The 15,728-nt window shown below is 35.9% G+C and carries 11 protein-coding genes; all 11 read right to left on the bottom strand.

Features of this window, described 5'->3' with window-relative positions:
* Nucleotides 1-193 precede the first annotated feature (193 nt).
* The 11 genes from FKR84_RS12805 to FKR84_RS12755 all read right to left on the bottom strand — a co-directional run bounded on the left by FKR84_RS12805 (nucleotide 194) and on the right by FKR84_RS12755 (nucleotide 15,625).
* Complete coding sequence (locus FKR84_RS12805; RefSeq protein ID WP_141422712.1) at nucleotides 194-1,222, bottom strand: glycosyltransferase family 4 protein; 1,029 nt, start codon at nucleotides 1,220-1,222, stop codon at nucleotides 194-196.
* The gene (locus FKR84_RS12800) at nucleotides 1,164-2,405 is read right to left on the bottom strand and encodes an O-antigen ligase family protein (RefSeq protein WP_233357772.1); all 1,242 of its coding nucleotides are present in this window, start codon (nucleotides 2,403-2,405) and stop codon (nucleotides 1,164-1,166) included. The genes FKR84_RS12805 and FKR84_RS12800 overlap by 59 nt, the downstream gene beginning before the upstream one ends.
* Before the next feature lie 193 nt (nucleotides 2,406-2,598).
* Nucleotides 2,599-3,717, bottom strand: a complete 1,119-nt coding sequence (locus FKR84_RS12795) for a glycosyltransferase (RefSeq protein ID WP_141422710.1) — start codon at nucleotides 3,715-3,717, stop codon at nucleotides 2,599-2,601.
* Nucleotides 3,714-4,823 (bottom strand): glycosyltransferase family 4 protein, encoded by a 1,110-nt coding sequence (locus tag FKR84_RS12790; RefSeq protein ID WP_141422709.1) that lies wholly within the window; start codon nucleotides 4,821-4,823, stop codon nucleotides 3,714-3,716. The genes FKR84_RS12795 and FKR84_RS12790 overlap by 4 nt, the downstream gene beginning before the upstream one ends.
* 375 nt (nucleotides 4,824-5,198) lie before the next feature.
* Nucleotides 5,199-6,527: a glycosyltransferase family 2 protein gene (locus tag FKR84_RS12785; protein WP_141422708.1), complete on the bottom strand. Its 1,329-nt coding sequence runs from the start codon at nucleotides 6,525-6,527 to the stop codon at nucleotides 5,199-5,201.
* On the bottom strand, nucleotides 6,524-7,579 hold the full coding sequence (locus FKR84_RS12780) for an exostosin domain-containing protein (protein ID WP_141422707.1): 1,056 nt from the start codon (nucleotides 7,577-7,579) through the stop codon (nucleotides 6,524-6,526). Before FKR84_RS12780 ends, FKR84_RS12785 begins: the two co-directional genes overlap by 4 nt.
* Nucleotides 7,580-7,583: 4 nt before the next feature.
* The gene (locus tag FKR84_RS12775; protein ID WP_141422706.1) at nucleotides 7,584-8,438 is read right to left on the bottom strand and encodes a sulfotransferase; all 855 of its coding nucleotides are present in this window, start codon (nucleotides 8,436-8,438) and stop codon (nucleotides 7,584-7,586) included.
* A gap of 3 nt (nucleotides 8,439-8,441) precedes the next feature.
* Entirely contained in the window at nucleotides 8,442-9,614 is a 1,173-nt protein-coding gene (locus tag FKR84_RS12770) for a glycosyltransferase family 4 protein (RefSeq protein ID WP_141422705.1), read from the bottom strand.
* Complete coding sequence (locus FKR84_RS12765) at nucleotides 9,614-10,681, bottom strand: glycosyltransferase family 4 protein (protein ID WP_141422704.1); 1,068 nt, start codon at nucleotides 10,679-10,681, stop codon at nucleotides 9,614-9,616. The genes FKR84_RS12770 and FKR84_RS12765 overlap by 1 nt, the downstream gene beginning before the upstream one ends.
* Nucleotides 10,682-11,495: 814 nt before the next feature.
* Complete coding sequence (locus tag FKR84_RS12760) at nucleotides 11,496-12,875, bottom strand: asparagine synthetase B family protein (protein ID WP_141422703.1); 1,380 nt, start codon at nucleotides 12,873-12,875, stop codon at nucleotides 11,496-11,498.
* Nucleotides 12,876-14,455: 1,580 nt separating this feature from the next.
* Entirely contained in the window at nucleotides 14,456-15,625 is a 1,170-nt protein-coding gene (locus FKR84_RS12755) for a glycosyltransferase family 4 protein (RefSeq protein WP_141422702.1), read from the bottom strand.
* Between the last annotated feature and the right edge of the window lie 103 nt (nucleotides 15,626-15,728).

The raw sequence follows: 15,728 nt of genomic DNA, 5'->3' as shown, positions 1-15,728 counted from the left end.
CTCACGACGCACTAGAAAAAATGTCCCCGGTAGCATATGCAAAAAAATATTCTTCTGGGGCTAGCCCCAGAAGAATAAAAAATAATAACTTTATCGAAGTTTTAGAAAAATGAACAGTTCTAATTAGGGGAAGCTTACAAGAATCTCTCCTTTCGCCTCTACCCACTAACTACTAAATACTCAATACTAACTACTACCTACTACCCAACATCTCATCCCATTGGTATTTAACACTTTCCCAATCGAAGCTTTCGGCTTTTTTTCGGGCTTTTTTTGCTACGGATTGGGCAAGTTCTTGGTTTTCTAAAAGTACTTTTACGCCTTCTGTAAAAGCTTGTGTGTTTTTGGGAGGGACTAAAATAGCGTCTTTTTTATCTTCCAACAGAAATGGGAGTCCGCCAACGTTGGTAGAAACTACCGGCAAGCCTAAAGCCATTGCTTCTATAACGCTTACCGGGGTGTTATCTACATTGGTGGTATTTATAAAAATATCGAAATCTTTGGCATAGGCCAACCATTTTTCTTTCGGCATGCCGCCGGTAAACGTAACCGGAAGTCTCTTTTTTTCCGCGTAAGCTTTACAAGTTTCGATAGAGTTGTCTTTAAAAGGGCCTACCATACTGAGTTCTGCATCCGGATGTTTTGCTAACAAGTTTTCTAAAACCTTTAATGCCAGCATCGGATTGTAGATATCGGCAAAAGCCCGCACCCATAATAATTTAGGTGCTATATTTTTACGGACTTTAAACGGATAATTTTTAATTTCTATGGTATTGGGTATATAAACCAGGTTTGTAAAACCGGCTTTTTTAAAATAATGCATCAAATAAGCCGATGGTGCTACATTTACTTTGGCGGCAGCAAAAAGTTCTTGCGATAGTTTGGGATTGCTTTTCAAACGTTTTGGTAAATCGCCTCCTCTTAATATAGGGATATACGGCAACTTAGACCATTTACATATTTTAGCAGCAATATAAGCAAACCAAAATCCTAAGGTAGAATAGGTATCTATTAAGACTACATCTGCGCACTTACGGTTTCTTAGAATTTCGCTGCACATATCTGCCAAGCGTAAAAATTGGTTCTTTTTTGACGAAGCTTTATGTACTATATAACCTTCTTTTTCTAAAAAAGTACCTAAAGTTTCAATAGAAGTAACATTTCTACCCTTTTGGGAGAGCCGGTTGCCTATGTACACCAACTCGTCTTGCTTCGTTGCCATATGGTCTTTTCTTTTTCTTTTTATAGGTACGGTAATTTACATTTAACAAGGCCAAACCGTAAATAAAGCCCGGAGCTGCTACCCGCATGGCGGAGTGGTTAATGGTCGCGCCCCAGAAAATAACAAAAGGGATTAAAAATAAATTGCGATTACCAGATAATAGCATTCCTAAGGGGGTAATCAACAAAACACCTAAAGCTAAAATGCCTAACATACCGTGTTCTCCAATCATCCGGGTTATTTCGTTATGCGAAGGTAGCTCTATACCGGTTTTCTTTTCTCGGTAAAATTTAGATAAGCCGACTCCCAGACCAAAAAAAGGTTTTTCTTCAAACGCGGCCAACTCTTCAATGATTAAGGTTAAGCGACCGGTAGAGATGTCTTCTTCTTCTATACCCTGGGAGTTTTTTCCGGTATAGCGGTTTACAATCATCCCATCGGTAGTAGCCACCGAATAGCCCCATAAAGCTACTACTCCTATACCAAGTAAAATAAATTTTATTGAAGCTTTTGCCTTTTGCAATAAGTTAATCCGAAAATAAAAAAACAAACTAAAGAATACCATCATCAAGCCTGCAACCACCACTCCACCGCGAGAGAAGGTTAATAACGCCCGAAAACTTAATAAGGCCAATGCGCCCATCATTAAAAGTTGTTTTACTTTATGGCGGTATGGAATCAAAAACCGCACAAACAAAATAAACATACCCAGACCTAAGATAGTAGAAACTTGATTTCCACTATAGCCTCCCGAAGCCGCTGCACTCGATTCTGCTGCAGCAAATACATTTTGTGTATCGGGTTGATAAAAAATTATAAAAACGGCCATAGCTATAAGCGGATAGACAATATAATCTAAAATCTTAAACATATCTGTCAATTTGATACGCAATTGATAGCAATAGAGAGCCGATACAAACAAACTTAAAGGACCGGAGAGATTAAACAAGATAGTTTTCCTAAAACTCTCTTCCATAAAGTCCATATTTAGATAAGCTACATAAACTCCGGGCAATAATAAAAGTATGTAAAGTAAAAACGGCCAAGCTTTAATTTTAAATCCATGATTAAACAAACCTATCATTAAAAAAAGTATTACATAGTATTTACCGAATTCCCAAAAGATAAAACCTTTAGTCATTCGTAAAAAAATCTCTACGCCGGTTATATATCCAGCTCCCAATAAAGGCCAAATTTTTGACTGTGGATTTTTAAAAATATGGTAAAGAAAGTAAAAAAGAATTCCAAAATAATAGAGAATGCTTAAGGATTCAGCAAAATAAAACAATAAGCCCAATCCCACATGGAACAGGATTGGCAGGATAGATTTTAAATTTTTCTTAAAAGAAAAAGCTTTCATTTTGCAGATTTAGCAATTATTCTAAAATTTCGGTTTGTATACGGTGCCGGTAATGCTCGAAAGTGAAAGCCTCGCTTACAGCATAAGCTTTTTCGGCTTTATTTTGTAATTCTTCTTTTTTAGTTTGGGCTAAAGTACTAAAAATTTCTTCCAACTTTTCACTGGTAGTCGGGTTTACAATAAAGCCATTTTTTTGGTTTATATATTGTCCTATGCTTGATACATCTGAAACAATTGGGATACAGCCGTAATTCATTGCCTCTGCAATAACTTTAGGAAATCCTTCGGAAGCAGTGGATGGCAATAACAGAAAATGGGAGTTTCTATACAAATCAAAAACCTTGTCGCGCGATAAAAATCCGTGAAATTGTATTGGTAGGTTTTTATCGACTACTTGAGCTTCGTAGGCTTTTCGTCTTTCACCGTCACCTACCAAATGAATATTGCTTATATGTGTCTTATCACGTAAACTTGCAACAGCATCTATTATTCGTTGCACCCCTTTGGGGTCTTCCAATCTTCCTACAAAACACATTTGAAAAGGTCCTGTATAGTTTATTTTTTGTAAAATCACTTTACCCTCTTTCCGCTCTTGTAAGGTTAAACAAGGATTTTCAAAGGTGAGACAATTCTCAGGCTGGTTGGGCCAACTTCCGTTAATAGTTACTTTTCTATTTTGTTTTTTTAAAAAAGAACGTTGCAAACGATACCCCAAAGAAGCATTTTGCTGGTTCCAGTTCCCGGCATACTTATACCAACCTTTGGTTTTTACAAAATGCGTTAGGTACGGAATTAAATAAACGCCAAAACCTATGGGGGTTCGGAATTGGAAAACATCTACTTTGTCAAGCACACTATTTATTGTAGCAATGGTTTTGGGCATATTGCTAAGAATATTCGTCTTCTCTAGCCAGGTTTTACCACCACTTACCGGCAAAGCAACAAACTTAATATTGGGCTTTGTATAAGGTAACGAACTTGTTTTTGGCTCTTCTTCGTACAAGAAAGCTACATGTATAATTTCGTCAAAATCTTCGGCAAGATGATTAATTTCACTAATGGTTGGCCCCCAACCTACTAACTCTCCTTCTTTGGTATAATAATGCTCGGTATGCGATATAATGGCTAACTTCAAGATTCGATAAATTTTACATATTGCTTACTAATTTTAGGCCATTTAAAATTTTTAGACCATTCTTCCGCTTGTTCTGCAAAACTACCATAATGCGATAATATTTCCGCTACAGCTTGCAGTATTTCCTTGTTATTTTTAGGATCTACCAAAAAACCGGAATAATTTTCTTTTATAGCATCTTCTATTCCGCAGTTTTTAGAGCCTATTGCCGGAATCCCTAAGGCGTTTGCTTCTAAAATAGCAATTCCAAAACCTTCTACATCGCCGCTTTTTGTAGTTTGGCTTAGCATCGCAAAAATATCGGCAGTTTGCAAGAGTTCTATTTTTCGAGTTTCGTCTACTTTTCCGTGAAAGAACACGTGTTTTTCAACTCCCAAATCTTTAGCAAGGGCGCTATATTCTTTCCGTAAAGTTGGTATTCCTACAATGTGGTATTCCAATTTAGGATAGACAGCCAATAATTCCGGTAAAGCTTTTATTACATTTTCTTGTCCCTTGCGCCTACTTACATTTCCGACAGTAATCAAACGCAAGTTTTCTTTATTTTTTACGAAAGTTTTCTTTACGGAAATACTTTTCCCCAAATCAAAGCCGTTAGGAATAATTTTGGTATTCTGTAAATGTAAATTTTTCACTAAATCTAAGGTAAAGGAAGAAACGGCTATCACGCCATTCATCTTCTTTAACGAGAAATTTGTTAACTTCCGTAAAGCGGAAGAACCCAATTGCACCTCGCTACCGTGAATAATGGCAAAAAGTTTTTTTTGTGGAAAAACAAAGCGTAAATAAGCCCCAAGCCACAAAGGAAACTTCCCAGAAAGCAAAACAATGTCTGCGTTTTTAGCTAAGTGTTTAGCTTTTTGCAGACGTTTGTAATAGGTTTTAAAAATCAGTTTTTCCCTTTTTACACGATTTACCATAAAAGCTAATCTGCTATCAAAAGCATTTTCTTCTTCCCCGTCAGCTGAACGTCTGTCGCCTAAAACCTTTACGGAATAGCTATTCCCGTCTAAACCTTTTGCTAAATTATAGGCATGGTTTCCTATCCCTCCGGGTTGTGGGGGAAATTCAGAGGTGATGAGGAGTATGGTTTTGGGGTTTTTCAATATTCGTTGTTCGTTTTTGGTTGTTCGTTGTTCGTTTTTGGTTGTTCGTTGTTCGTTTTTTTAGGGATGTTTTTGTCTTATCTTTCGACTGCGCTCTCCCGAAGTGTCGGGAGACAAAAATTTCGACTGCGCTCAGACTGACATGTTGGTCAAAATAATTATTTTTTTACTTTTAAGTAAGCTTCGACTGCGCTTTTTCAAAATGTTGAGAGAAATGCCTTTCGACTGCGCTCTCCCGAAGTGTCGGGAGACATTCCTTTCGACTGCACTCTCCCTAAGTATCGAGAAACAATCCTTCCGCGTGCGCTCTTTCATAGTGTTGGAAGTCAAAACTTCTTATCAAACATTTTTAATTTTAAAATTAACTATTCTTCTTTACAGCTTTTCAATTTTGGCTCCTTCTTTTAGCATTTTACCGGCTATTTTCCATGATTTACTTACTTGGTAGGCCACTAAAGGAAATGCAAATAACGCCAATAGAAGTCCAACAGGCAGTAATTTTTTATTTTTTTTAAATCGGTACGGAATCATAGAAGGCGGAATGTTTTTTAGCAAGGCTAGCTTTGCCGCTTTTTTTCCAAAATATTTTCGGTATAAATATAAAACACTGGGCACCGGTTTTGGCGCAAACCATTTGGCACTTCGAAACGCATCCCAAGCTCCCATTTCGCGCAAACCTCCTGAGCCTACTTTAAGATGCAGACGCTTTGCCAACGGATTGGAAATATTGCGGTAGTTGGCCAAATAAGCCCGTAAACCAAACTCGCCATCGCCCATACGCATTTTTTCGAACTGCCTGTCGAATAAACCTATTTCTTTAAAAATTTGTTTGGGTAAAAGCACATTTCCGGTATCTAACTGACTGCTGATTAAAAAATAGGCATAATTCTCCGGCACTTCATCACCCGCTTTAGAAATAGAAACCCCAGAGCTTATATCGGCTTTAAAAAAATCTAAGCTCTTAAGATGTTTTTCAATCCAATCGGCCTCCACTCGACTATCATCATCAAACAATAAAATGTATTCTCCATTAGCCTTTCTAATCGCGGTATTGCGCGCCAGCCATAAAGCTTTCTCTTTTTGGTAAATAAGATTAAGGTTTAAGTCAAAATCCTTATAAAATTCTTTTTGAAAAGGTTCGGATTGATCCACTACAATCACCTCAAAATTGCTGTAATTCTGCTTCTCTAAATCTCTTAAAACGTCTTTTAAATAAGCATAGCGATTAAGAGTTGGAATTACCACGCTAACCAGTGGTTGCTCCTCCAGCAACGGAGACTTAAATTCGTTATAAGCGGGATATTGTATTGGGGTTGATGCAAAGTTTTGGCGCTTGGCATTTTTGGTTTTTCGATAAGCTCGAATTTCTTTAATGGGATTTTTAAAAGATACTAGACGTAGCAACAAAACGTAAAGCACCCAAGCTTTATGGAAGTTTTTTCGAATAAATCGGTATTCATCTTCTATCGGCAGTTTTTCAAAATGGGTATAGGTTTTCGCATTACCTATGTAGCCTTTTTGAATGGCTTGCCAAGAAAGATCGTATGCTTGAGCTAAGCTGCTTTGATAGTTTTTATCTTTATCGAGATTTTGTAATACAGATTTATTGAGCTTCTCTGTTCGCGGAAAAACGAAGGTATTATCGTTTCGCTTTAAGCGGAAATAAGATGTAGGTTTTAAATATTTAAGAAAATTAAAAATCATAATTTGCCAAACTCACTTTTAAAAAAACCATCCAAACGTAATTTCTCTTCCCATAATCTTCTGTTCTTTTTAAATAAGCTTTGGAGTTTTTCTTCGTTTAAATTTTGATGGGAAGTTATTAACTTTTCTTGCATTTTAGGGATGTCTTTATAGTCTACCCAGACCACATGTTCTTTCCAGTTTATATCTTCTCCCAAGGGTAAAAAGCCATCGGTATGTATATACAGTGGAATACGCCCCATCATCAAGGTTTCGTAAAAACGTACAGAGAAATTCCCTCCTCCCCGAACGCACAAAACATAATCGGATTCTAAAATATTGTCGTAAAACTCTTGGGTGCTTTGGTGCTGACTTTTATTGTTGGAGACCCCTGCACGGTATTTTTTACGTTTTATAAAATTGTCGTTTATAGTCTTTGCTTTCTCCAGTTGTTTTAAAAGCCTTGCACGTAAATTGGTAGTTGAAATAACTTGTTGGGGTTCTTCGGCTCGCCAACCCAAATTGCTTTTTGTATTTCGCATTAAAGTGCGTGTAATTTCTTTAGCTGCGGTAAATTTACTGGCATCCGCTTGTCCGCAAAATCCAACGCTTGGCTGTTGAATATAGTTTCTTTTCCAATACGAGTCCAATCCATAATTTTCTTGCAAATAGTCTTTTATCATTACCGGCATACCGTAATGTCCTTTTTGCTTATTGGCTTGGTAACCGCTAAACCGAAACACTTTTAAGTTGGAGAAATAAGGAACTTTTACTCCAAAATCGCCGGAATTATAACTCCATACTGTTTTTTGGTATTTTGCAGCCTTTTCAATTAAGTCTACGGCAAGCTGTATTTGTTGCTTTTTTTGATAATAGTTCCACGACATCGTTAAAATTACCACCTCCGCATCCTGCAACTTATCTGTAAAAAAATAATCTTTTTCGCTTAGCCCATACATTTTTATCCTATCCACATCGGTAAAGTCTGTATTTTTTATAAAAGGCTTTAGTAACGGGAATAACTGTCCGCGATGTTCTTTATTATAGTGTTTTTGAGGATAATATATTTTCAATGTATTATAAATTATGACTGTAACCTACAAATTCATTACTTTTTTTAGCTATTCTATTATAAATAAACCTATTGAACCATCCCCAAGATTTGTATCTCCCAACAGGTTTAAAATCACTAGTTTTCTCTAAAGCCCCCCACTCTTGCGAATGTTTTTTAGAGCCAAAGTATGATGATCCGACAACTTTAGCATTAACTGTATTTTGAATTATTTCGTTATTATAAGGCACCTCACAGTAATCTAAAATTTCACAAATATATTTATTCGGCTCATTTACCAAATTTTCATATTTAACTTCAAGAAAGCCCCCTTTTAATTGTTCTCTCAAAAACCTCAAATGTGTAGCGTGTTTTTTGTATGCTTTTGCATAGGTATACATATTATAACCGCTATAGTATTTTATCTTAGCACTAATTTTTTTCTTCTTGCTTTGACTTTTCCTAATTTGCAAAGAAGCTTTCAAAGAAGAAGCAATTAAATCCGGTGCGCTACGCGTTAATATTATTAATTTACCTTTTGGGAAGTAGTCATAAAACCGCTCAATATTATACAACCCCGGATCTTTTACGAAAATTGTTTTTTCTTTTATTTCATATTCTGCTTTTAAATAATTCAGGAAACTTTCTCCGTAAAAAGAAGCAAATTTCTTTTTATTCAATGGTGGCTGCGCAAACATTCTTCTGTTAAAACCTTTAATCCAACTGTCATAATTTTGAATAACTTGTTTTCTAAAAAAAGGAAATTCACCTTTCGAATAATTCTTAGGCACAGAAGCTACTTCTGGTATTTCAGAAAAAATACTACCCATATAGTTAGTACCTGTCCTAACCGATATACCGGCACAAAAGATTATATTCATAAACTAATTGTAAAATTGATTAAATACTTCTTTTTGTTCCTGCAAAGTAAAGCTATTTTTTACGTGTTCTTGGGCTTGTTGGGTAATTTTATCTTTTCCTATGCTAGAAAGATTTAAGACCTTTATTATTTCTCGACCAAGAGCGGTGGGTGTTACCACCTTTACTAAAAAGCCGGTATAACGGTCTATAATATTTTCTTTCAATGCGCCGGTATTAAAAACAACAGCAATTTTCCCCAAAGCTTGTGCTTCCAAAACCGCATTGCAAAAACCTTCGTTAAGACTGGTTTGTACATATATAGTTGCTTGAGATAGTTTCTTTAAAGTTTCTGTATGTGTAAGTTTCCCAAGAAAATGCACCTCATTCTCTAATTCTGCCTCATAACGATGGTATAAATAGCGCTCTTTATCGGCCGCTTTACCATCGCCAATTATATACCAATTAAAACCTAGTTGTTGTTTTTTTAAAAATTCCGCGGTCTGTAAAAGTATATCTATGCCTTTTATATATTGCAACCTAGCTATGGTTACAATATTTATTTTAGTTGTTGGTGTAGAATTTTCTGTCAACTTCGTTAATGGCGGAATGTTAACTGCCGGAGGTATGATTTTATAGTTTGTTTTGGTTGATAAGCCCAAAGCATAGGCTTTTTGAATTAAAAATTCTGAAATGCTATGTACTTTATCTACTTGCTGCCAAAGCTTTTTATAACAACCAGCGTGTTTTAGTGGATAAACATTTATATCGTAGCCTCTAAAACTAACCGCCATTTTTGCCCCAATAGCTTTAGCTACCAATTCCCGTTCTATAGCCATTGTTGCAAAACCAAAATGCAACCAATCTACCTCTAATTTTAAAAGTGTGGAATTAATATATATTTTTTCTATACTTCGCTTTACGGAAGTTTTTTGCCTTTTTTCTAAACGGTAATAGTTTTTTACGCGTCGCCAATAAGGAAGTAAGCTTAAGCCAACCAAAAACATAGCTCCAACTTGTACTAATTTATTGGAATAAACTTTGGGATGCGTTTTATGCGAACATAGGTCAAAAGTATTCTTACTTTTAGCAGTAATTAAAACCACTTCGTGCCCATTTTCCTGTAATCCTTTTATTTTCGAACGAAAAAAAGTTTCGGAATAAGCAGGAGGGGAAGAAAGCACAATACCTATTTTCATTAGCATTTTAAGTTTAAATAAAGTTTTTCATAAGATTCAATTTCCTTATCTAATCTGTAATTAGCTAAAATTAAATCTCTTGCTTCTTTAGCTTTCTTGTTATAAGTTTGTTTGCTTTTAAACAATTTACGCACAAACTCTTCAAACTCTAAAGTATCTTTTATAGAAAAAACTTCTCCTCCTTTTCTATCTTTAAAAATATGACGGGTGCCACCACCTGAATCAGAAGTTAATACCGGAACACCGCAAGCCAGTGCCTCCAGAATAGAAACAGGCAAACCTTCTTTTTTGGACGCCAAAACAAACAAGTCTTGTTCATTTAATACTCTCGGTAGTTCGTGATTTTTAACAAAACCTTTAAAATGCACGCGATTTTCTAAATCTAATTCTACTATGTATTTTTCTAGTTTTTTCAAATAAACGGTCTCTGCTCTTCCATAAAGGTTTAAATAAATATCGGATGGTAGATTTCTTAAAGCTTTAATGAGAAAAAGTTGGTTCTTATTCTCACCAATATTTCCTATACAACACATGTTAAATTTAGAATTATTCGAGCTTTTTGACGAATCTAAAGGGCGGAATAATTTTGTATCTACACCATGCGGTATAAAACTTATCTTATTTTTTAATACAATACTACTAAAAAAAGCTTGTTCCATTTCGGGGTTATCGTATGCAATATGGGATGATAACATACTTTTAAGAAACCAGCGCTTAGACCAAGCAGCATTTTTCTTTGTATATAGATATTTAACTCCCGCCAACCGGCTACCCAATACTTCTACAAACTGCGATTTATAATCCCAAGAATGTATGATTTCGATTTTGTGTTGCTTTACTAATTGAGCAAAATTATGAATATCGTTTATTGAATTACCTTCTCTAGCAAAGTGTATTTTGTTTTCATGCGGTACTAGATCGGGTATTAGTTCGGGATATTTTTCCACCCCTATATATACATTAAACTTTTCTTTATTTATACCTGCAATCAAAGACAAAACTACGTATTGACTACCAGCCGTTTTGAAATTAGGAATAGTATAAAGAATTCTAATCTTTTTTGACATATAGTAAGGCGTGGATTAAAAAAACAAAAATAGAAATTTTAAATGAAATAATATATGGTGGATTGGTGGATTGGTGGATTGGTTAATTTGTTGGTTCGTGACATCGAGATATGGTAGTAAGTAATTTGTTTTCTGTTTTATTTTTGAGGTAGGATTTGATTTGAGCTGTTTGGATGCTTCCCCGTGGAGATGCTGAGTCTAGTCCTCCTACCGTCGGACCGTTCAGTATGACAGTTATTTTTGAGCGGTTTACTATACAAATTATTTTTCAGAAAACACACACCCTTATCTGTCAGCCTGAAGCAAACGACCGGAAGAATTTTGCATTTTAAGAAGCACTGTTCATTTTCTTTGCTCGTCCAAAGAAAACGAACCAAAAGAAAAGACGCTTTTTCTAAGGTATTTTTTCGCTTAGGGCGAAAAACCGCTAAGCTTTTCCTAAATTTTCTCCAAGGCTTCGAAAATTCTTGACGGAAAAGTTTAGCTATACGGAAGAAAAAGAAGAAAATAATTTAAATCTTATATCGAATTCACGTTATGAAGTCATGTTTCTGCTAAAAGCCTTCTCGTCCTGTCACTCTGAAGCAAACGACCGGAGGGAGGTTGCATTCAGGGTCTTGGGATTGGAAAGACCTAAATTTCTTGCAAAAGCGATATATGTTAATAGAAGCTTTAGTTTCTGCGGTATTTGTGATGGAGTTTTGATTCGGGTAGGTCGGGTTTCTATCGCATGAGATGCTGAATCTAGTCCTCCTATCGTCGGACGTTCAGCAAGACAGTTTTATGTGGGTGGGTGGTGGGTTGTAGGTAAAAGCTACTGCTGCTTTAACCCCACGCTCAAGGTTAACAACATACTAACTGGATGAGAATAAAATACCGCGTCTTTATTTTTGAAATTGTTGTAAATAATATCGATGGTTTCTTTTCCCGCAAAATCTACAAAATCTTTTCGGTACAAATAACTACGTAAATTAGCGTCATTTTCTTTGCCGAGAAACTGAATTTCCCAATTACGTTGTACATATTTTTTCCCCAGTTTTGCATTGATTTCACGAATTAACTTATTTTTTATGCGATAGGGTAAATTTCGGGGAGAAGTGTTTTTGTGGTAATCGTATAAATTATAAGGCTTATTGTCTTGCCACATAATTTTACCCACTTTTGGGTTGCGTTGCTTTATGTATTCAATCTGCATTTTTCTATCTGCCAAATATTCTTCGGGAATACCGCATACAAATTCACACATCCGATTGTCGTAATAGGGAAGATGAATAGGATGCGCCGCTTCAAAGACGGCTAAATTAATGCTCGTCCACCGCGGGGCCCAATATAAACTTTTAAAAGCCCTTATTTTGGAAGGCTTGTGCTCTATCTCAATCTGGTTGAGCAATTTTTGAATCTTTCGCTTTAAATAATCTTCAAAATTCCCTTCTAATTCCCAAGCTTTCCAAAGCTGCTCTGCAACTGCCAAACCACCCTTTTTAATGACTTTTTTATAAATGAGTTCAATATCAGATTTATCTTCATCGCCGGCAGCAATTCCCCTATCAAAAAAAACATCACCCCAGTGGCCAAGGGAAAACTCGCCTTGCATTTGTTTAAATCGTTCTAAAACTGCCATTTGTCTTGCGTGGGTAAATTCGGAATAGCAGCCATTCAAATTTCCTAAATCTTCTATCGAATTCCATAAATAATTTGGCGGAACAAGAAAAGCATCAAATGGGAAACCACACACTTTAGCAATTTGCTCGGAGATTTTATGTTCTTTAAAGCCGCCCGTAAAAGAATAGGAATACGAATGTACCTCAGCCCCCAATTGTTTTAGACCCACAGCCTGACTCCTACTGTCCAAACCTCCGGATAGAGGCAGCAAAACACGCTCGTTTCCGGTTTGCTCTTTTAGAATCTGTTCGTATAAATCGGTAAATTCATCTACCGCTGTTTGAAAACTGATATTGCGCGGACTGTAATGCCATTTGAAATAAGACTCTGAACTAACTACCTCCTTATTTTTATTAAGCTGATACTGCACTCCGGGTTGCAATACTTTTTGATGTTGATAATAACTATCATCCCCAAGAAAAAACCCGGTAGCCGCGAAAACACATATAGCCTTTTTATCTATGCCTTGGGGTGCGTTTGCTCTTTTGGCAAATTGCTGGTGTAAAGGAATGATATCGGTTTTTATTTGCATTACTTTTTCTTTCTGGAAATAATTTAGCGACGAAGATAGGAATTTTTGATTATTCGTGTATTGGTATATTCGTGTATTTGCTAATTGGTTAATTAGAGATTAGTGTTTGCTTCCCTACGCAACGATGACCGTTTTGAATAGACTGAAAGACAGAGCAGAAGAAGATTTCTCAGTCGTTCCTCCATCGAAATGACAGCGAGAATCTTTTTTATCTGTCATTTCGACGATAGGAGAAATCTCTTTAGTTATGATGAGTTGATGAGTGGTGAGTAAGATTTTAAAAAAATCATTTGCTTAGAGCTTACGGCATAGAGCTTATTGCTTATTTTCGTTAAACGTTGTTCGTGTAATCGTGTAATCGTTGATTGGTGTAATCGTGTAATCGTGTAATCGTTGATTGGTGTAATCGTGTATTGGTGTATTAGATAATTAGAGAATAGGGAATTAAAATGCACAACTTTATCTCTGACAATACAATATACAATCTACGTTATACAGTATACTTTTTTGTGTATTCGTTGATTGGTTAATTAGAGATTAGGGATTGATGTTTACTTTATTACGCAACGTTGACCGTTTTGGATAGACTGAAAGACAGATCAGAAGAAGATTTCTCAGTCGTTCCTCCATCGAAATGACAGCGAGAATCTTTTTTATCTGTCATTTCGACGATAGGAGAAATCTCTTTAGTTATGATGAGTTGATGAGTTGAAAATAGCAAAATTACAAATTACGCAGAAAACACCCTTTTCCGACCTACTTTTCATGGGCGTAGTAAAAACAGAAAAAAATCTAGCGTTGGCCGTAGCAGTATGGCCTAACGAAGTGATTGCCATACGGTGGAAAAGATTTTTTTCTTGTTTTTCAAGTCCAGGAAAATAAGTCTAGCCTTTTTTGGTACTTTTTACGGCAATGGAAATCGAAGATTCACGAACTCCAATAGTAAAATAAAAATAAACCGTGAGTAAAAAAGTACAGCTCGAAATTTCATTGTATTGTTCAATTCGTTAATTGATTAACTGGAAATTAGTAAGCAGTGCTGAGTAAGATTTTAAAAAAAATCATTTGCTGACCGTTTTTGATGGACTAAAGACAGAGTTGAAAAAGATTTCTCAGTCGTTCCTCCATCGAAATGACACTAGGATTTTTTTGATTGTCATTTGGACGGTAGAAAAAAACTTTTTGGCTGTTTTGAGTGGCTGAGTGATTAGTGGTGATGGTATATTTTACTATTCTTTTCAATACACAATGTACAGTATACAATTTACATTATACTAGTTTACAGTGGTCAGTGGTCAGTTGGCAGTTATACTGATTTCAAAATTCAAAATTAATGAATTGATTTAGCGTTTAATGTTGTTCGTTTCTCGAATCAACTAATTAACTCATTGACTAATGAATTTTCTCAGTCTTCCTTCCAATGAAATAACAGTGTTATTTTGTTTTCCAATTGTCATCTCGACGATAGGAGAGATCTTTTTTCCGAGTGTGGATAAGCAGTAAGCGGGAGAGAATTTCTCATTCGTCCACCCATCGAAATGACAGTTTTTTGACGTGGAGTCTTAAAAATACTTACAACTTTAGTCTTTTATTACAGCCTTATACAAGTCGATCATATCTCTTACCATTTTTGATTCTTGGTGTTGGAATTCTACTTTTTTTCTGGCATTTTTAATGACTTCTATTACTTCAGACTCTTCTAAAGCAATAAATTCTTCAACAGCTTCTGCCAAGGCCACTTCATCGCGAGTGGGTATTATCCAACCTTCTTTCTTGTTTTTAATCAACTCTTCCATTCCGCCACAATTAGTTGAAATTACCGGCGTACCTAAAGCCATCGCTTCTACTGCAACATTGGCGATGCCTTCTTCTATACTTGGCAATAAAAACAAATCAGCTTCCCGCATTTTTTTAAAAACTTCTTGTTGGGGAAGTTTCCCCGTAAGGCTAATATGATTCTCCAATCCCAATTCGTGTATCAAAAACAAACTTTCTTCATCGCCCTCCCCTCCTACGATGGTGTAATGAAAGGATATGTTTTTTTCTTTTAAAATTGCACAGGCTTTTATAGCTGTAGGATAATCTTTTTTCCAGTGCGGCCTGCCTACCGATAACAATTGCAATTTTTTGTGGTTTGCTACTTTCACTTCAAAAGGAAAATCTGCTAAATGTAATCCGGTATATACCACACGATCTATTTTAGTTTTCGGAGTGCCTATTTTTTTACCTACTTTAGAAATTGCTTCGGAGACCGAATGTAAACCATCTAATTGTGGATATATTTTCTGCAAATAATCAAAATTTTGTTTGTTTACAAAGGGACGCACATTGGTATGAAACCCGCGCTGACTTAAAATAACTTTAAAACTCTCTTTTTCCAAATAGGGCTCCATCCATGGCAATAAGGATGGCCATTGCAAGTGAACAATATCTGGCTGAAGATCGTGTAAAACTAAATCTAGATTTTGGTTTTGTAAGGCTTTGCGTTTACCTTTAGCAAGAAAATTTAAAGTAGAGGTGATTTTTGATAAAGATCGAGATCTTAAAGCTAAGCTTAGACTGGTTTTTATAAAACTCAACTTATTTTGGTTACTGCCCAAGCTTCTATAGTTTACCCCGGACACCGGATTAGGGTTGTCTTCATTAAAACCTATAACACTAACCTGCACCCCATTTTTAACCAAGCCTTGCATTAAGCGCCGGATAAAAGCGGTGGTTTTAAAGGAACCGTCGAAGATGGTGATTTTCATTTGTTAGTCTTTAGTCGTGAGTCGTGAGTCTGTAGTCGGTAGTTTTTGGTCTTGGGACTTAATTGAATAGACTCAATCTTTGATTCCTTACTTATCGACTCTT

Origin of the sequence: Haloflavibacter putidus, assembly GCF_006546625.1 — a bacterium.
Taxonomy (GTDB): domain Bacteria; phylum Bacteroidota; class Bacteroidia; order Flavobacteriales; family Flavobacteriaceae; genus Mesonia; species Mesonia putida.
This window is presented reverse-complemented; position numbering and strand designations above follow the sequence as displayed.